Annotated in this window: 17 protein-coding genes and 1 tRNA gene; 9 read left to right on the top strand and 9 right to left on the bottom strand. The window is 47.6% G+C overall.

Features of this window, described 5'->3' with window-relative positions; all coding sequences use genetic code 11:
- Positions 1–31: 31 nt before the first annotated feature.
- The gene (locus tag QXR61_04985; protein MEM3757298.1) at positions 32–676 is read right to left on the bottom strand and encodes a hypothetical protein; all 645 of its coding nucleotides are present in this window, start codon (positions 674–676) and stop codon (positions 32–34) included.
- Positions 677–784: 108 nt separating this feature from the next.
- On the opposite strand from QXR61_04985, the gene QXR61_04980 reads away from it, so the two are divergent.
- Complete coding sequence (locus QXR61_04980) at positions 785–2281, top strand: L-fucose/L-arabinose isomerase family protein (protein MEM3757297.1); 1497 nt, start codon at positions 785–787, stop codon at positions 2279–2281.
- Positions 2282–2361: 80 nt separating this feature from the next.
- Here the strand turns inward: QXR61_04980 and QXR61_04975 are convergent, their stop codons facing one another.
- Together QXR61_04975 and hypA are read right to left on the bottom strand one after the other, a co-directional pair.
- Positions 2362–3093 (bottom strand): P-loop NTPase, encoded by a 732-nt coding sequence (locus QXR61_04975; GenBank protein ID MEM3757296.1) that lies wholly within the window; start codon positions 3091–3093, stop codon positions 2362–2364.
- A gap of 3 nt (positions 3094–3096) precedes the next feature.
- Entirely contained in the window at positions 3097–3495 is a 399-nt protein-coding gene (gene hypA, locus QXR61_04970; protein MEM3757295.1) for a hydrogenase nickel incorporation protein HypA, read from the bottom strand.
- A 59-nt stretch (positions 3496–3554) separates the two neighbouring features.
- On the opposite strand from hypA, the gene hypE reads away from it, so the two are divergent.
- Positions 3555–4628 carry a hydrogenase expression/formation protein HypE gene (hypE, locus tag QXR61_04965; protein MEM3757294.1) on the top strand — a complete coding sequence of 358 codons (1074 nt, stop codon included), beginning with the start codon at positions 3555–3557 and terminating at the stop codon, positions 4626–4628.
- Positions 4629–4636: 8 nt separating this feature from the next.
- Here hypE and QXR61_04960 read toward each other — a convergent pair whose 3' ends face one another.
- Complete coding sequence (locus QXR61_04960) at positions 4637–5320, bottom strand: DUF5131 family protein (protein MEM3757293.1); 684 nt, start codon at positions 5318–5320, stop codon at positions 4637–4639.
- 159 nt (positions 5321–5479) lie between these two features.
- Here QXR61_04960 and QXR61_04955 point away from each other — a divergent pair, with 159 nt between their 5' ends.
- The 4 genes from QXR61_04955 (at position 5480) to QXR61_04940 (ending at position 9185) form a co-directional block, all read left to right on the top strand.
- Complete coding sequence (locus QXR61_04955; protein ID MEM3757292.1) at positions 5480–5713, top strand: HypC/HybG/HupF family hydrogenase formation chaperone; 234 nt, start codon at positions 5480–5482, stop codon at positions 5711–5713.
- Positions 5714–5719: 6 nt separating this feature from the next.
- Positions 5720–6808 (top strand): hydrogenase formation protein HypD, encoded by a 1089-nt coding sequence (hypD, locus tag QXR61_04950; protein ID MEM3757291.1) that lies wholly within the window; start codon positions 5720–5722, stop codon positions 6806–6808.
- Between the two features lie 231 nt (positions 6809–7039).
- Positions 7040–7963: a dihydrodipicolinate synthase family protein gene (locus QXR61_04945; protein ID MEM3757290.1), complete on the top strand. Its 924-nt coding sequence runs from the start codon at positions 7040–7042 to the stop codon at positions 7961–7963.
- Positions 7964–7979: 16 nt separating this feature from the next.
- On the top strand, positions 7980–9185 hold the full coding sequence (locus QXR61_04940; protein ID MEM3757289.1) for a 4Fe-4S binding protein: 1206 nt from the start codon (positions 7980–7982) through the stop codon (positions 9183–9185).
- A 20-nt stretch (positions 9186–9205) separates the two neighbouring features.
- Here the strand turns inward: QXR61_04940 and QXR61_04935 are convergent, their stop codons facing one another.
- Positions 9206–10063 carry a CPBP family intramembrane glutamic endopeptidase gene (locus QXR61_04935; protein MEM3757288.1) on the bottom strand — a complete coding sequence of 286 codons (858 nt, stop codon included), beginning with the start codon at positions 10061–10063 and terminating at the stop codon, positions 9206–9208.
- A gap of 143 nt (positions 10064–10206) precedes the next feature.
- Here QXR61_04935 and QXR61_04930 point away from each other — a divergent pair, with 143 nt between their 5' ends.
- Complete coding sequence (locus QXR61_04930) at positions 10207–10788, top strand: pyruvate kinase alpha/beta domain-containing protein (protein MEM3757287.1); 582 nt, start codon at positions 10207–10209, stop codon at positions 10786–10788.
- Between the two features lie 15 nt (positions 10789–10803).
- Here QXR61_04930 and QXR61_04925 read toward each other — a convergent pair whose 3' ends face one another.
- Positions 10804–11415 carry a class I SAM-dependent methyltransferase gene (locus tag QXR61_04925; GenBank protein MEM3757286.1) on the bottom strand — a complete coding sequence of 204 codons (612 nt, stop codon included), beginning with the start codon at positions 11413–11415 and terminating at the stop codon, positions 10804–10806.
- Positions 11416–11576: 161 nt separating this feature from the next.
- On the opposite strand from QXR61_04925, the gene QXR61_04920 reads away from it, so the two are divergent.
- Both QXR61_04920 and QXR61_04915 read left to right on the top strand, forming a co-directional pair.
- Positions 11577–11654 (top strand) — tRNA-Pro (locus tag QXR61_04920).
- Positions 11655–11851: 197 nt separating this feature from the next.
- Positions 11852–12496 (top strand): hypothetical protein, encoded by a 645-nt coding sequence (locus QXR61_04915; GenBank protein MEM3757285.1) that lies wholly within the window; start codon positions 11852–11854, stop codon positions 12494–12496.
- Positions 12497–12661: 165 nt separating this feature from the next.
- Here the strand turns inward: QXR61_04915 and QXR61_04910 are convergent, their stop codons facing one another.
- The 3 genes from QXR61_04910 to QXR61_04900 all read right to left on the bottom strand — a co-directional run bounded on the left by QXR61_04910 (position 12662) and on the right by QXR61_04900 (position 18256).
- Positions 12662–15547: an ABC transporter permease gene (locus QXR61_04910; GenBank protein MEM3757284.1), complete on the bottom strand. Its 2886-nt coding sequence runs from the start codon at positions 15545–15547 to the stop codon at positions 12662–12664.
- 302 nt (positions 15548–15849) lie between these two features.
- Positions 15850–17727 (bottom strand): aldehyde ferredoxin oxidoreductase C-terminal domain-containing protein, encoded by a 1878-nt coding sequence (locus QXR61_04905; protein MEM3757283.1) that lies wholly within the window; start codon positions 17725–17727, stop codon positions 15850–15852.
- Between the two features lies 1 nt (position 17728).
- Entirely contained in the window at positions 17729–18256 is a 528-nt protein-coding gene (locus QXR61_04900) for a 4Fe-4S dicluster domain-containing protein (GenBank protein ID MEM3757282.1), read from the bottom strand.
- Positions 18257–18354: the final 98 nt, after the last annotated feature.

Genomic DNA, 18354 nt, shown 5'->3' with positions numbered 1-18354 from the left:
ATCTTTCCCCACGCTCTGTGGGGTTGAAGAATTAAACACCATGTATTTTCCTTTTTCTGTTCTTGGCTTGTTTGGCGCGCTCAATGTTTTTTAGGCGCGCCTGCAGCATAGCTATCTTGGTTTTAGATATTTTGCCCGGTTTTCTGAGACGCGCCCTAGCCTTCAGAGCTAGGGTTTTAAATGGCTTGTTTCTCTCCATTGTGCGCCTATTCGCCCTATTATAGTCTTTAGCTGGCGTTGGCGGCTTTTCCCTAATAAACACAACTATTCTTTCCTCCAAATTTACTTCTTTAACCATCCAGCCGACTGTCAGCCAAGCTTCTGAGGGTAGGCGTCCCCTAATATTGTTCCACCAACCCTTCTGCTCGTAGGCTGAATCCGGAAGCCTGTCGCCTATAATCTCCTCTATCTCTGAGAAGGATAGCGTTAACTCACTTAGAAACTTGGCTTTTTTAGCGAGGAACACGCTGAGCTCCATGTATTTGTTTCTGGAGACTTTAGGCGACACGTCTTTAACCGCGCACCTTAAACATATTGTCTTGCCGCCCTCAAAGAGAACACAGTTCCCGCAGTAGGTCATTCCACAGCGATGGCAAACGTAAAGCAGGCTTCTTGGATAGGTTTCCTCACAGAGGGCGCAAACGTTATTGACCTGAAAGATCCTCTTAGCCTTCAAGATCCTCCTTTCCCAGCATTCTTCGTGCTTAACTATTCAGATATAGTGAGGGTTTAATTAATTTTTTAATCTTGCTCAGACAATATTTTTGTTGATGGAGGAATACTTGTGAAGAGTACCCCTATAGGTATAGCCCTAATCAACGATGAGAGGGAGCATGTCTGGAGGGCAAACAGGGATGAATGCATGGAGGTTGTCCATAAATGGGCTGAAATCATTAGGAGGGGCGCTAAAAACATTGATGGGTCGTCGCCGGAAGTCGTCGTCGGCTCAGACACTATAACATCCATTAGGGTTGCTCAGAAGGTTGGAGAGGAGCTTGCCCGAGCGAACTGCAAGCAGATAATATTATGCTTCTACGTCTGGAACTTCCCATATCTCGTGTGGCCATTCATTAACAGCGTTGGCAGAGGTAAACCGATCCTCTGCCTATCAAACAACAGCGGGAAATATCCCGGGAACGTTGGCTTACTCGCTACAGACGGGGCGCTGCGGCAGGCTGGGTTAAGAACCCATAGAATAGTCGGCGATATGAATGATCCGGAGGTTCAGGCTAAGGTTATAGATTGGGTTAGGGCTGCTCAAGCATATACGGCGATCCAGAACGAGGTTTACGGTATGTATGGCGGGCACTCGATGGGTATGGAGACAGGATACTTCCACCTAATCCCAATAATAAAGACTTTCGGCGTAACCGCCTACCAGATAGATCAGCTTCTTCTGGTTGAGAGGATGAAGGAGGTTGACGAGAAGGAAGTCGAGAAGGCTATGAAATGGTTTACTGAGATGCTCGGTGAGAGAATAAAGTATGATGGAAAGATGCTCATACCTGAGACCCTGAAGAAGCAGATACGCCTATATTTAGCCATGAGAGCGATTAATGAGGAGATGGGCTTTGACTTCTGCGGCATAAAGGGGCAGAGGGAGCTGTCGGAGCATGTTTGTATAACAGATGTCGCCGAAATGCTTATGAACGACCCATACGACTGGAATGGACCTAAAGAGCCAACCGTCTGCGCAACAGAAGCCGACTCCCTGGCAGCAGTAACAATGCAACTGCTCAAATACGTTAGCGGCGGGCTTCCAGTCCTATTCATGGACGTCCGCCTATACCATCCGGACAAAGACCTATGGGACTTCTGCAACTCAGGCAACCACGCAAGCTGGTATGCTTCGAGAAGCATGGATCCAAAAGAAAACCTCAAGAAAGTAACCCTCCACCCAGCCCTAGAATTCTACTTTAAGGCTGGCGGCGCATCCGTTGAGTTCGACGCCGCGCCTGGGCCGATAACGTTCGCTAGGCTTGGGTTGTGGGAGGATAGGCTCTATATGGTTATTGTGCAAGGCGAGGCCGTTGAGTTGCCTCCGGAAGAGCGGAGGAGGATAAATGAGCAGACAAACCCAACGTGGCCTCATGTTCACGCTAAACTGCACTGTAGCTTCGATGAGTTTATTGAGGTTTTTCCATGCAACCATATTCTCGGCGTCGCCGGAAACCATGTTAGAGCGCTTAAATATCTCTGCGAAATAGCTGGCATAGAGCCGATTATCCTAGGCCCAGAAGGGCAGAAGTACGCTAAGCCTATTTGGAAACAGGTATCATAGCGCTGCAGCGATAAAACGCGCGGCCTCAACCCCCTTAAAACGCGCTTCCCTTTCTTTCCCTCTCTTTCTTTTTAGTGTTTTTAAGGGTTCTTGATTCTCAGAAGAATGTTTTCCACCTCTTTGGCGAAACTGGTTTTAAGGAGTTTCTCTATGCTTCCAAGGGCTTCCTCAAGGTTTTCGTCGAAGCGTATCTCTCCGAGAAATCTTTCGCCTAAAGTCTCAACCTCACGTTTAATGTACGCTGATTCATTCATCTTCATGTTCTCTATTACGCCAATTATCGGGGCTTTAAGGCTCTTCAATAAAATCAGAAGCTTCCTAACGGTCTCAAAAGCCATTCTTGAAGGCGTTGTAACCACAATGAAGCCTGCCCCCCTAACATACTTTAGCACATCTAGCATCAAGTCGCTTATCCCCGGAGGCATATCGATCAATAAAATGTCAAGGCTGCCCCAACGTGTGATAGCAAGCAGCTCCAGCAGGGCGTTAGAGAGCTCATTTCCCCTTAGAGGCGAAGCCTGATCCCCAAGATAAAATATTAGCGACATGTATTTTACGCCATAAACTTCGGGCGGAACAATGCCCCTATCCTCGATGGGCTTAAAGTTCTTAGCATTTAAAATAACATGGGTTGTCGGACTCGTGAAATCTAAGTCTAATAGACCGGTTTTAAAGCCTCTGCCAGCGAGCAGCAGTGCCATGGTCGAAGCTATTACGCTTTTCCCAACACCACCTTTACCGCTTGAAACAACAATTATCTTTTTTATGCCGCTCATCCGCTCATCTATAATATTTTTCCTAGGGTCAAGCATAAGCTATTTTACACCCCGTATGCCTGCAACCCAAACCCCTCTCCCGCCTGATAAGCTGAAGTCCGGGCTGCCGCATTTAGGGCACCTCACATAAGCGTAGGCTACCTCAGGAATAAAATGTATCGACTCCATGATCTCGTCGGAGGCTTTAATATCCCTGAAAAACCATTTGTGGCCGCATACCCTGCACTTAAATGTTGCCCTAGAAACCCGTATAATGAACTTCGTGTTGGCGAGTTTTCCGGACTTTATCTCCTTTAGAGCGAACTCCAGGATTTCTCTGTCAACCTGCTGGAGTTCTCCGACTTTTAAATGGACTTCGCTAACCTCTTTTAAGCCTTCTTTCTCAGCAAATTGAGTGACTGTTGAGATTATGGCTTCTGCCAGAGCCCATTCATGCATAGGAAAAGTTTAGATGAAGCATAGATTTAAGAATATCTAAGTGCGGCTTGGTGTGGAAGATGAGCGTTGGAAGTGAGTATGTAACCATGCTTTATGGTGCCGGCGGCTCAGTCATGCATGACTTCATCAGAAAATATATAATTAGGTTTTTCGGCGATTTAGAGAGAAGCGGCCTAGAGGTTTCGCTCAGGGATCTAGATGACGCCGCCGTAGTTAACGGCGTAGTTTTGAAGAGCGACTCTCATGTCGTTAAACCAATCTTCTTTCCGGGAGGAGACATAGGCCGTTTAGCGGTTTCAGGGACCGTTAATGATATCGCTGTTATGGGGGCTGAGCCGGTAGCCTTAGCCTGCGGCCTGATTCTCGAAGAAGGTTTGGCGCTCAGAGACTTGGAGCGCATATTGAATAGTATTCGTGAAACCTGCATTGAAGCTGGCGTCGCAATCGTTACGGGGGATACTAAGGTTGTTGAGAAGGGTTCTCTGGGCGGATGCGTAATAAACACTTCTGGCATAGGGTTTGAAACAGAGGTCTTAAGAAAGAACATCAGCGTGGTTAAAAGGTATCGAGCGGACTTTAGGGGCCGGTGGCTGCTGGACTCAAACCTGAAGGCTGGAGATAAAATAATAGTTTCAGGGACGATCGGCGACCATGGAGTAGCAGTCCTCTCGGCTCAGGAGGGCCTAAACTTCAGCGGCGAAGTAAAGTCAGATGTTAAGCCGCTGAACAAGATGATTAGACGCCTGCTCAGCGAGGTCGGCGGGGTTGTCGCCATGAAAGATCCGACCCGCGGTGGGCTAGCCGACGCGTTGAACGAGTTTAGCGAGAAATCTAGGCTTGGCGTGCTCATATATGAGGATAGGATTCCTATAAGGGAGCCGGTTAAGGCTGCGTGTGAGATGCTTGGACTAGACCCCCTTGAGATAGGTAATGAAGGTAAAGTGGTTATTGGCGTAGTTAGGGAGAAGGCTGAGGAAGCTCTTGAGCTTCTTAAGGGGACTGAGGAGGGCAGGGACGCCGCCATAATAGGTGAAGTCACAGACAGCTTCATAGGGGTGGCGATGGAGACGGTTATAGGCGGTAAAAGGATTATTCCGAGGCCTCTTGGAGACCCCGTCCCAAGAATATGCTAGCTAGGATATCATGCTTCGCTCCAAGCTTTCCTTATAGTTTTCGGCCTCAGATCCGTGATGCCCCTTAAGGCTTCTAGAAGTATCATCGTCTTCTCCAGCTTCGGCTCCGGGAGCCTGTTTCCATAATTATCGTAGCCGACGTAAACTATCTCCGGCGAAATATCGTATATCCAGTCTATGAACTCCTCGTCGAAGTCTAGGATCGGCTCAACGACGACAGCCTTCCACCTCCAGTTGAGCTTAACCATAGCCTCATACCTTTCCTTAGGCTTCGGCGCCCTGCTTAACCCATAATCCCTATTGGTCTCCAGCGTTACGCCCAAAACAACGTTCTCGCTGAACCTGTCCTCAAACTCCAAGTATCTCTTAGGGTTCTTTGTTAGAAAGAAGAATTTTGACTTAGGCCTCGATCTAACAACCCTCAGAACCTTCTCAATCCATTCCTCCGGAACCCAGTCACCCCACATATCGCTCATATCTGAAACAAAAATAAATTTTCCACTTGGAATCCTATCTCTAAGCCTCCACTCGGCTAAGGTTGGATTAAAGCCGTGCGTCCTATAGGGTTCAACGCCCATGGAGGCAAGCCTCTTAGCGAACATTCTAGCCCAACAGTAGGAGCACATGTGTAGGCAGCCGGTTATAGGGTTCCATGAGGAGTTTATTTCGCCGAATCTCTTACCGGCAGTCAAGTCTCGCGTTCTCCAGAGAACAAATTGAATATAGCCCCTCTTTAACTTATCGATCCATCCCTATACTTGACGCCTGTTTTTCCAGCATTCTCGGGCTTCATGCGAAGAGGCTGGGGAAAGTATTTATTTGTCTTCTTCCATTTTTGAGAGACTGAGAGCATGTGCTTAGCGATCCCAGCTAGGGTTATTGAGGTTAACGGAGACTTGGCCAAAGCCGATTTTGGCGGAGTAGTTAGAGAAGTTAATATATCTCTCGTAGACGCTAAGGTTGGCGACTACATCCTCGTGCACGCCGGCTACGCCATACAGGTTCTAGACGAGAAGGAAGCCAATGAAACCCTAGAACTGTGGAGGGAGATTCTAGCGTTAGAGGAAGAACAAAGCGAAAGATGATGGCTCATGCGTTGGGAGAAGGGCTTTAGAGACCCTAAACTCGCGAAAAGAATCGTTGAGAAGATCCATGAGGTTGCGCCGAAAAAAGATGTCGTTAAGATATGTCACGTCTGCGGAACCCACGAATGGGTTATATCGCATTACGGCATAAGGAGCATGCTGCCTGAAACAGTTGACGTTATAGCTGGTCCGGGATGCCCGGTCTGCATTGTGCCAGCGGCTGAAGTAGACGAAGCGATTCAAGTTGCGCTTAAAGGCGCTGTGCTGACATGCTTCGGCGACGTTGTCCGTGTTCCGGGATCCAGCATGTCTCCTCTTGAGGCTAAGGTTAAGGGTGCTGATGTCCGCGTAGTCTACAGCGTTATCGACGCTGTGAGGATGGCTGAGAGGGAGCCTAACAGGGAGTTTGTCTTCTTCGCGATAGGCTTTGAAACGACAGCGCCCTCAACCGCGGCCGAAATAGTTAAGGGGTCTCCGAGAAACCTCAGCTTTCTAGTTTCCCATAGGCTTATTCCCCCGGCTATGGAGCTCATGCTCGGCATAGGTGACCTTCAGATAGATGCCTTCATAGCTCCGGGGCACGTCAGCACAATTATAGGTTTGGAGCCATACGAGATTTTTCCCAAGGCTTACCGTATGCCGACAATAGTCGCCGGCTTCGAACCCGTGGATGTTCTACTCGCAATATATATGGCTTTAAAGCAGATTAAAAATCGCACGGCAGCCCTAGAGAACGAGTATAAGAGGGCTGTTAGATGGGAGGGAAACATTAAAGCCAAGGAGCTTATGGGGAGAGTTTTCAAGGTTGTGGGTGGAAACTGGCGTGGAATTGGAAGAATACCCGACTCGACGCTGGCGCTTAAAGAAGAATACTTAAAATACGATGCGCATGAAAGACACAGCGTTAAAATTAGCGGCGGAAGAGACATTAGGCCCGGATGCCAATGCCACCTCGTCATAGTTGGGAAGATTAAGCCTACCGAGTGCCCACTTTTCATGAAGGCTTGCACGCCTCAAAGACCCGTGGGGCCATGCATGGTTGGCGTAGAGGGAACCTGCAAAATATGGGCCGTGACAAGCCAGCACAGTGTTTAAAACGCTTTATAGGCTAGGGTTAAGCGGCTTCTAGAGCATGAAATGTTGATGGGGTTAGGCTCAAAGGTTCGCGGGCTCCTCATCCCTTAAGATCAGCGCCGGGAGCAGCACTATACTTCATCGCCAAAAACATTTTATTGTGGAAGAACTTTTTATCTTTAACTTTAACATTAACTTGAAATTAAGGTTGATTTGAGATGCGTTAAGCCTTTTGGGAAGGTGGTGAACCGTATGGTTATGATACCTTGCCGGCCATTCGGGTTAATTCCAGCAACCCTCACGCCTATGGATAGAGACTTTAACGTGGATTACGAGCAGCTAGAAGACTACATTAAGTGGCTGCTATCATTCGGCATAGGGGGCCTAGCGGTTAACGTCGACACAGGCGAAGGGCCGCAGCTCTTCGAGGAGGAGAAAATCGAGATAATAAGAACGGTTTCCAACGTTGTTAAGGGAAAGGTTCCAATAGTTGCTGGGTTACATGCCAGAAACACTATGGAGGCTGCGGCTTCAGCGAAGAAATATAAGGAGGCTGGAGCCGACGGGCTGCTTGTCTTCCCGCATCCAGCCTTTATAGGACAGCCCTCTGAGGATGTTGTCTACGAGTATCATAACGCTATATCGAGGAGCGCAGATATCCCCCTAATACTGTTTAATTTGCAGCCGGCGCTCGGCGGCGTAGAGTATACGCGCTCAGCGCTCCAGAAGCTCTCTGAGATAAAGAATGTCGTCGCGTTGAAAGAAGCCTCCTTCGACGCGAGAAAGTTTGTGGAGATCGCTAGAATGCTGAGGCAGCTCCCTAGGAAAATAACGCTTCTAACAGGCAACGACAACTTCATATATGAGTCGCTGGTTCTGGGAGCCGAGGGAGGATTGCTCGGCTTCGGCACGATCGCCGTCGGGGAGCAGGTAGAGATGTTTGATCTTGCGGGCGAAGGCAGGTATGAGGAAGCTTATGAGATCTGGGATAGGGTTCTGCCTTTAGAGGAGGCGATCTTCGCTCCGCCGGTTAGAAACTATAGGGCGCGCTTAAAGGAGGCTCTGGTCATGATGGGCGTCCTGAAAACATCGTATGTCAGGCCGCCTTTAATGCCCGTATCGGCAGATGAACGCGAAAGGATTCGTAGCATATTAAAATCTTTAAAAATGATTTAGCTGCGGCTGATGTAGGATGGCGGATATAGATTTATCGGTCACCATAAACGGCGTTTTCTACCCGAACCCGCTTATAGTTGCGTCCGGCCCATCAACATTAAACTCTAATGCCATAATGAAGTGTTTTGAGAGCTCTGCCGGAGGCGTAGTAACGAAGACGATAACCTATGACCCTATGCAGCAGTCTCAGCCTAAGCCCCGCATGTACGTTATGGGGAAGAGGGATGTCTTCGCGGGTAAATTCTACTCGTTCTACTCCATAGATCTAATGTCGGAGCATAAGCCTGAAAAATGGGTTAAGTTCATAAGAGAGGTAAAACGGGAGATGAGGAGGCGGGGGGTCAGCGGAGGCCTAATCGCAAGCGTCGCCGGCAGAAGCTACGATGAGTGGGGTAAGCTCGCAGCCATGATGGGGGATGCTGGCGCAGACGCCATAGAACTAAACCTTTCCTGCCCACATATAGAGGGCGATGAGCTCATGGGGAGGGCTGTGGCGAGAAGCCCGGAGGCAATAAGGAACATAATAAGGGTTGTGAAGGAGAACTCAAGCCTCCCAGTCATCGGAAAATTAACGCCTCACGGCGCAAACCCGCTCGAATTAGCGAGGCTCATGGTCTCCGCCGGAGTGGACTCTTTGGTTTCTACTGCAAGGTTCCAAGGGCTAGTTATAGATGTTGAGGCCTTAAGCGTTGTCTCATGGGGAGGCTACGGTGGTTACGGGGGGCCATGGCAGTTGCCGATAAGCCTCTCATGGACAGCTAAAATAGTTGGCGAAAGACTCGGTGTTCCAGTGATAGGTTCAGGCGGAGTATCCTCGGGCGAAGATATGGTGAGGTTTATACTTGTGGGTGCTGAGGCAGCGCAGTGCTGCACGGCGATCATGCTTAGAGGTCGGGAGATCATCCCAAAAATGATCTCGGAGCTAAAGGGCTGGATGGATAGGCATGGTTTCACGAAGATAAGCGACTTTAAAGGACTCGTCCTCAACAGGGTTGTTAGGCTTGAAGACCTGAATAGGAAGAGGATTTATAGGCTTTCGGTAACCGAGAAATGTGCTGGGTGCGGGATATGCGTGAAAACCTGCCCCTACGACGCGATACGATTAAACCCCTTTGGAATAGCCGAAATAGATGTAAAGAGATGCGATAACTGCGGGCTCTGCTTCTCGCTGTGCCCAGCCGAAGCCATAGTTTATGCTCCGCGAAAGAGACCACGCGCTTAACCTTTAACTATGAGTTTTCGTCATTTACGCCTAAAGGATCTGAGTTTAAGCATGTAAAGCGCAGCGTCCAATATAGTCCATGCCGCTATGCCCATAAAACCTAAACCCAGCAATATTTCTCTAGTCTCACTCAGCGCCCTTGACGCGACTAGGGTTAAACCCCATATTGAATTTATGGCCCCGTGGAGCGAGGAGGCTGGAAGAACGCTTCCCTCAGCCCTACTGGTTATCAATATTTGAGGATAGGTGAATAATATTGCCAGTATTGTGAAGAGAAACATGCCAATAAGCCTGTTAACCTGATAATTGTAGCCTAAGAGGATTGTTGCCGGGGAGTGCCATAGCCCCCATAAGACACCTATAATTAAGGCCGTAGTAGCGGTGGGCTTAGAGCCAAGCAGGTCATAGAGGTAGCCTCTCCAACCAATCTCTTCTCCCAGCGCGAAGACCATGTTCAATGTTACCGCGGCCAAATATGCTACAGCTATCTGGACGTATGCCAGAGCCTCCGCCTGCCCTCCTGTTACGCTGGATCCGGCTGCTTCAGCAATTAAGTCGATGTAGGCGGAGAAGTCGAATAGCCCGAAAAAGTTAGCTAAGGCGATATAAATTCCTAGAGCCGCGTAAACTGTGAGCGGCGCCACCAAGTATAGTTTGAAGAGAGAGGCTGGGAAAGACAGAAACTTTCTCATCTTAGCGTGGACGCCATCCTTAAACATGGCTAGACATAATGTGGCCGATAGGGCTACGCTCCACATCCTGATGAAGCCCCATAGAATCGACGGCAACAATCCATAAAGAGTCAGAATGTCTAATAGTAGCGCAGCCAAGGAAGACGCTGCGTAGAAGACAACGATTCTAAACATTAACCTATCCATTCAAATAGTTCTCCGAGGGCTCCACGATCAGAATAAATATGGGTTTGTAGGGGAATAAATAGTTGCGGTGAACCGTTATCGCTGAGAAAACCTAAAAGATACTTAAAGAAAAGATAAATTTTAGCTATGTGGGAGGGTTAGCAATGATCGTTGAGAAGATCGTTTATTTTGAGAGTGGCGGGAAGCATAATACCGATGATACGCTTAAGCTGGCTAGGGAAAAAGCCGCCGAGAAAGGCATAAAAAACGTTGTGTTAGCCTCAATCACAGGTTTTTCAGCCGAAAAAGCCCTAGAAGCCTTCAAGGACACGGGCGTCAAGCTAACTGTTGTGAGTTTAAGGGGTCCGCCAGGTTCACCTTTCCCAGGTTTCCCTGAAAGTTTGAGGTTAAGGCTTTTGGGGGAGGGGCACAACTTCTGTTATGCGTCAGACATTAAGTATCATTTTCCAGAGGATGTTCAGAAGGCTCTCTGCAGGTTCTCTGAGGGGCTGAAGGTCTGCGTTGAAGTGACGCTTATAGCGACAGATGCGGGCTTCCTTCAGCCGAGGGAAGAGGTTATAGCTTTAGGCGGAACCGGTAGGCTTGGATACGAGAGGGGCGGTGGACTAGACACAGCGATAATTATTGAGGCGATTAAGAGCAAAGACTTCCTTAACCTAGAAACAATCTTCGGTAAGAAGGAGGAGAGAAGAAAAATTAAGGAGATAATATGTAAACCAAGATGAAGCGAGCTGGAGCTTTTAACGCTGAGGCTTTACAGCTTTTATTAGCACTATGGTCTCAAAAAACGATTTAACAGTGTCAGTAACCTCAACCCTATAACCTTTATCCGCTAGCGTTGATATGGTCTTCTCTACTCCTGATAATGAGGATTGAACTAAGAGAAGCCTTCCGCCCGGCTTCAAGTGTTCAGAGAAGCGCTCGAGGAAAGCGTCTATAATTTTCCGCCCATCTCTTCCACCAGCCCAAGCGTACTCAAGCCAGCTCACAGGCTCTTCTTCCACGGGCAGGTAGGGCGCGTTAAACAATATGAGGTCGAACAATAAGTTTGCTCTGAGAGGCTCAAATAGGCTCCCACATATAAAATCAATTTTTCCAAGAACGCCGTTTCTCCTAGCATTCTCCCTCGCGCATCTAACGGCGTAAGGATTTATGTCGATGGCTAAAACACGCGAGGCCTTAAAGGCTGCTAGAATGGCCAGCATGCCGCACCCAGTCCCCACATCCAAAACTCTTTCACCATCATGGACAACGAGGTTCCTAGCAAGGAGAAAAGTATCCTCAGCAGGCTCATAAACCCCATCAAACACGAGGAAACTCAACCCTCCATAAAAGATCTCTTTAAAACGCATAGTCAAATCAGAACCACCAATTTAAGATAAAAAGGCATTCTAAAATTAAACTTTTAATTCACCAAGCCCAAACAAGGAGAATAAACAGTTTAAGCAAACGCTATTCGCTCTAAGGGGTTAAATTTTTATTGTCCGCAAACAATAAAATAGACAAGGATAAAGGGGCTGTGGGCTAGCTTGGTCTAGGCTACGGGCCTCGGGCGCCCGTGACCCAGGTTCAAATCCTGGCAGCCCCACCAAACCGGGGGCTTCGCCCCAAAGGTTTCTCCCATTTCCTGCTTTTGCCTGTGAAAAACGGTTTATTTCTTGGATCAAAGCGTTTTCGCAGACTCTTGAGATATTCAGGCCCAGTTTGCGCGGGTAAAATATTATTTGTAGAGCTGGAGGGTTCTCTAACAGGCGCAAATAGGTGGAGCTTTAAAGGGGAAGACTACATATGTTTACGGGCAGAATGCCTAGAAAAACCTTTAACGTTATCGGCTCGAGACAGAATGCGCCAGGAGTGGTAAGATCCTTGAGTTTACAATCTTCTGACACAGTGGTTCAATTTGTAACGTCTGATATAACGCTTCCAGCGAGCGCTACAGCAGAATTCACTACAAGGCAGAAGCTTACTGGAGCCTCATCTGGTTATATATCTGACTCATTCACCCTTGACTCAAACGCCTTCATAATAACATCTGGAATAAATGCGGGGAGAGGGTATAGTATAGCGAGGTTCACGTTCACCGGCTCAGATACGTTGGATGGTTTCCTAGTTCTTGACAACTCAAATTATGGTGTTCACAACGGATATATTGTCGGCGTCTCTGGAACAGGAGCATTTGCTGGCAAATTCATCGTAGGAACATTCCAAGGAACGTTCAAAAATCCGCCAAACTACTATGATTATGAGGGAAGCGGCTCAATTACAATATGCTCCATTCCTCCCCCAGTAGGCGGAATAATAGTAGAGCTGGCTACCGCAGAAGCATATCCCAGTGCTCTCACCTCTCAATGGCAACTTTTAGCAGTAACCACTGCGATCATTACAGCGGCAACGATATTCGCTAAAAAGAGAGCGATCCTTAAAAATCATTAAAAATCCACTTACTTTTTTATTATTTTTTATGAAGTGAAAAAGGAGTCAAAGCTAGACATCTAAGATTTGGGAAGGTTAAGTAACCTTAGAACTTAAGATTTCATAGACCCTTAAGGGTGATTTAAGGTTTTTGTATTCGGTCACTCCGCATTCCCTTTTATCTTTCTATTGCTGCTCCTTTCCCCCTTTCCCCGTCTCCGTGTACTCTAGTGCTAAGCGCCTAATGAACGCTGCCGTCTGCCAGACATTTCTCCTTTTATGGGGTAGCAGGCTTTCTACAGATAGATTTATCGTGTAGGTGCCGTCCTCATTTTTTACGGCAAAAAGCTTATTTCTCGTGTTCACGTCGTCGGATCCATACTTATAGTGGAATTTTATGCTTAGGCTCTCCGGGACGCTTCTTTCTCCTTCAAGAACAACGCCGTCCACTCTCTCCTCAAGATAGACGGGTTCACCGTACTCTCTGAGCCTAGTCTCCATGAAATCCGTGAATTTTAGCAGCTCCTCGTCGTTAACGATCTTTATGGGGATTTCAAGGCACCATTTATCTTTCTTCTCGCTTTCGCCGGGCACAACGAATTTTCTGAGCAGCGAGGGGGTTGCCATAATTGATGCTTTTAATGAAGGCAGTAATGCCCCAATCATCGAGGAGGAGGCTGAGAAGAGTAGCGCGAAGGCTCCCCAAATAGCCTCAACCTTATATTTGACCACGAGGCTTGATAGGGAGAGGCTGAAGAAAATATAGTAGCCCACTAGGCCGAGCAGGTAGCCTAGGCTTCCAGCTATGAAAGCTATTATAAGCGCTTCCGCCATAAACACGGCGGATATCTGCGTGGGATTTAAGCCTATTGTCGATAGGGTCATTATTTCACGCCTACGCTCGTAAACAGAGTTGAGTAATGTGACCCCAATGTTTAGTGAAGCTAGAATCAAAAGCATAAGGCTCTCGGTGAACCCGTAGCTAACCAGCCTGTTGCCTATGTAGAAATGTATTATTTCGTCGCCAAACGAGACAAACGTTTCAACCCTCTGAAAAGTGAGCGCTAGGGCGCGGGCTAAAGGAACCATATCCTCAATCCTCTGGGTTCGGACAATAGCTCTTGCCGCGACGATTTTCAACGGGAGCTTAGAAGCCGCCTCGCTAACCATTATCACAGTGCTCTCTGGAGCCACATATCTGGGAATATGGGCTAAGCCGCCGTCGAGGGATATTGCAAAAACCTCCTTTGGAAGAACAGGGTCGCCGTCCAGGTCAATAATATCCCTTAGTTTTGCGCTATCAAATATACCTATAACGGTAAAGTTGATTCCGCAAAAAACTACCCTATCGCCTGCTTTAACATTCAGATGCTCGCTCGCCTCCCTGCTGATTAACACGCCGTCTAAATCATCATCCTCTAGGAATCTTCCGTCACCTTCGCCGACAATACGGTTTATCCCTATTAACTCGGATTCCAAGCTAGGTTTTAAGCCTATAACGCCCGTTGCACTATAGTTAAGTTTAAGCTTCGGGTTTATGATTTCACCGAGGGGCGGAGGCGAAACATAAGCGCGGGGGCTTACCTGCGGGAAATTTTTCAGTAGAACTGACATTAAACGCACTTTATCACTCTTACCAAGCCACTCTAAGATGTATGGCTCAATGGGACCGAAGGGGTGAGTCTCGCTGTTATTTGAACGCTGGAATAGTAGAATGCCTTGTGAAGGGGCTTTTTTCCGAATTCTATCAGTTATGAAGCCGCCCTCATAGGATATTGATGTTAGTGATATGAATGCAGTAACGGAAACCAGAACTATAGTCATTACTAGAAGGGTTCTGAACCTTCTTCTCTTCAAGTTCTCGGCGGCTATTGAGAAAACAGCGATGATTGCGCTTCTAATAGATAATGTTCTCCTATCGCTTCTCTCCCCGTAATTGTAAGGCGCGTTAACTAGAATGAAGCCTACGGCAAAAGAGGAAAATAGTATTACGAGGACTGTTATAGGGCTGCCAATCGATTTAGCTAGAAAACTGTAAGCTGGGTCCTGAATAAAAACGTAGCCTGGATACATGTAGTATAGCACCGAGACGAGAAGAATATACGCCGCTGAGCTCGCTAAAACCCTCCTAAATCTATCTTTAAACATGATTGCTCCTATAGCCGAAGAAGAGATTCCGATAAGCAAGGTGACAAATATTGTTGAAGACGCTGAGTTCTGAAATATGTCTATGAGCGCGGCTCTCGCATCCGTAAGCAGTAAATACGATTCGTAGAGATTCGCTTGCGCATCAACATAATTCTTTTGCTCAATGAACGCCCTCGCTTCAGCTAGAAGCTTTTCCGCATCAGAGAGCTTAGATCTCTCATATGTGGAGAGAACACCTATTTTCTCAGTCAGCAACCTAACTTCATCAATTAGAGCCGGTATGCTGATGTAGGCTTCGATGTTTAATCTCTGAGATTTTAGGTCTATTGTGGTTTGGCTCCCTCTGCTAAGATTCAAGTATCCGTCGAATGGAACCGTGAAATTCGCTGTTCTAATAATTCCCATACCAATCCTCCTAAATACGTTAACCTCTATCTTCACTTTTACACCCGAGGGGGCGAAAACAACCCTGCTGTCCCTTAACGTGAACCTTGTCTCAAATACCCGTATGCTTGAACCAAGAGATTCTAGAAGCCTACCCTCAATGTTTGAGCTAACGGTCTCTAAAAGATCACCCTCATCCTTCACTTCAATTAGAAATGCGTTCTCATCCGGTGAAAAGAACGGATCCCCAACTAGATTAACCGAGGCTCCCGGTAGAAGCGAAAAGTTTACGTACTGTGGCTCTTCCCTCAAAGACACAATCCTGTATGCTGGAAGATAATCTATTCCCGGTGTTGAATCATCATTGTAATACGCGAAGAGCGTGTAGTCTTGGGGGCCATCTAGATAAATCTCGAAAAATCCGTAGGGATCCGTTTCAGCTACAATTATTTGTTGCTCAGATATTCGTCCACCGACTTCAGATCTAGCAATCATGCCGATTTTAGCCCCGCATAACTTTCGATTGCTGCCGAACTCCATGACAAAACCATGCACCCTTGTTTTATAGGATTCTTTAGCATAAATCAATCTCGCTTGGCAGGCCAAAATCAATGTAATATAAAACATGAGAGAGATAAGCGAAAGAGTTTTTCTCCGGGAGCGTGTCTTAATCAAAATATTCATCATGTTGCACCAGGGGTAACTAATTGACTTAATAATGGATAGAACCTCACATAAATGTTTTGTAGAATCCATAAGTTTCCGCGAGAAAAACAATGTTGAGGGGTTTTCTTTGGTGAAAAATGAAACAAAAGATAAAGAAAGGAGTTTTAAATAGTTATTTAGCTGAGCGCCCGCCTAATTTCCTCCAGCTTTTTATCCACGTCGTCTAATCCTAAACGTTTAAGCTCCTCGGTTGTCGGTATGCCTCTCTCATCCCATCCAGCAGCCCTATAGTACTCCTTCACGCTCTCCTCTATTCTCGTCTTATCCACAGCTTTCCCGCTGTAAGGACCCCTACTCAGCGGCTCATACCACCTCTGCGGGACATCATCATGGATTCTCGGATCCCACCTTAAATCCGGCCCTCCGAGAAGGAGCACAGCCCTCTGGATATTCAGTATCCTACGGGACATCACGTTAAACCATTCATCCGGGGTGATCTTCCAGCCTGTGACGGCCTCCATTAATCCCCATAATGCTTCTTGCGCCTCTTTGCTGAAGAAGTTGAACCAGCATACGACACCCGAATCATATAGGATCGAATTAAGCTCGCTGTTTCCATGGTCCAGCGGTATGTAGGCGACAGAAGTGTGGTCTCCTCCCTGAACTGAGCATGGATAAGACACGTAGTGTGGATAATCTTTTTCGCTCCTTATGCCGTGTGCGCCTATGGCTATGCCCTTAGATGTTACAGCATATTTCGTAACGTCCACGCCCTTCATCTTACTGATCTTCAACGCAGCCCTATATGTTCCCTCGGCGAGAACATCTCCTATGCCTCTTCGCTCAATAATCATTTTCAGCAGGTCTGAGAACGCCTTAGCGTCACCCCAATTAAGCTCTATGCCCCCTAAATCTTCCCTAGTTAATATGCCCCTCTGATAAAGCTCGGCGGCGAAGGCCAGCAGGTTGCCAGCTTGGATCCCGCAGAAGCCCAGCTCATCTATAAGCGCCGTCAAATAAATGTTTCCCTCAGGCTTAAATATGCCAAGGTTCGGGCCAAGATAAGCCTGATTCTCATAGTCGGGGTTATCGGTTATAGAGCCTTTAAACGGCCCAAAATTAATGACAGCAAGCTTTAGGCATGTTGTGGCGCAACCGTAGTCGCCCCAGAACTTCTTAACCCAGAAAGGCTCAAATTTGTCGACGCCGAAGCTCTTCTCGTCATGCCACTCTTCCTGCCAATTCATAATTGGCTCTGAGCTCGTCTCTGCGCCGACAGCGTAGCCGCCGGAGCCAGTGCCCCATCGCCTAAAGAACTCCGCGCTGAGAGAAGCCTTAATGATCCTATTGATACACTCCATGGTTTTCTCCGCGTCATGCACTTCTGGAAGAGGCCCTGTCCCCTTAGCTAAAATCGCCTTAAGCCCCTTTGATCCCATAACCGCTCCATAACCGCCATATCCGGCTGCATGCGACCACTTAGCTAGAACCGCCGCGGCTCTACATAGCCTTTCACCAGCGGGACCGATATACAGCATCGACGACTCCTTTAAGAGGCCGCGGCCACGATATCTACTCTCAAATTCTTTTCTGGCCTCCTTAACTAAAGTTAACACTGTTTCCTTTGCGCCCTTGCCCCAAACGTGGCTTGCATCCTTCAACTCGATATCTGAATCCTTAATCAGTAGATAAACTGGCTTCTCAGATTTACCGGTGAATATTATCCCATCGTAGCCAGCGCACCTAAGGTCTATTGGAAACTCGCCTCCAACTGTTGAGCCGACTATACCGTTACTCTGCGGCGATTTGCCTGAAACGCAGATCCTGCCTCCTGGAGCGAAGCCGGTGAGCGGACCAGTGAGCACCAGAAGAATATTCTCTGGACCTAATGGATCTACCTCGCTCCATCTGTTTCCGAGGCGATCCCAAAGGATTTTGGACGCTAACCCCCTTCCGCCTATATATTGTCTGAGAACATCTTCGCTGATCCTAGTCTCCCTTATGTTTCCTGAAGAGAGGTCGACTTCGAGAAACTTGCCAGCGTACCCCTTCATCTCAAATCTCCTCCGCTATCTCCTCACCATATATGACTCTAGCTAAATCCCTAGTTATCTCTTCCGGGGTTCTCGCATATAGTTTAGCGTTATAGCCAGCAGACCCCCTAACGAGCTGTAACGCGTTCCAGCCGCCCTCGCTGCAGGCTTTAACGCACTCCGGATCTCCACCGCATAGGTCGCATATAACGGCGTAATTATCAGTTGGATGAATATATGGAATCTTGCCGGGGCAAGCGTCGATGCATCGGCCACAAGCAATACATTTCTCCCTGTCAACTAGAACAGCACCGGTCTCTTTGCTCGCCGATAAGGCTCCGACTGGGCAAGCTTCAACGCACGGATAATCGTGGCATTGGGAGCATAGATGAGGCACCTCTATTCCCGGAATAAGCATGAAAACCCTGACTCTTGACGCTTCAGGCCATATTTTCCCTTCATGCTTAATTGAGCAGACTACTTCGCATCTTCTGCAGCCGCTACAGCGTTGATAATCCCTGTAAATCCAAATTAGGTTAGTTTCGCTCATTGAACCACCCCATAAAATAGTTCTGTAACTAATAAATTTCTATAGCGACTATTTATCTTTTATTGGATTCAGTTTCAGCGACGTTAATCTGCGGAGCG

Source organism: Candidatus Bathyarchaeia archaeon (genome assembly GCA_038882715.1).
In the GTDB taxonomy this organism is placed as follows: Archaea; Thermoproteota; Bathyarchaeia; order Bathyarchaeales; family DTEX01; genus DTEX01.
The sequence above is the reverse complement of the archived record's forward strand: the minus strand, read 5'-3'. Positions and strand labels throughout refer to the sequence as shown.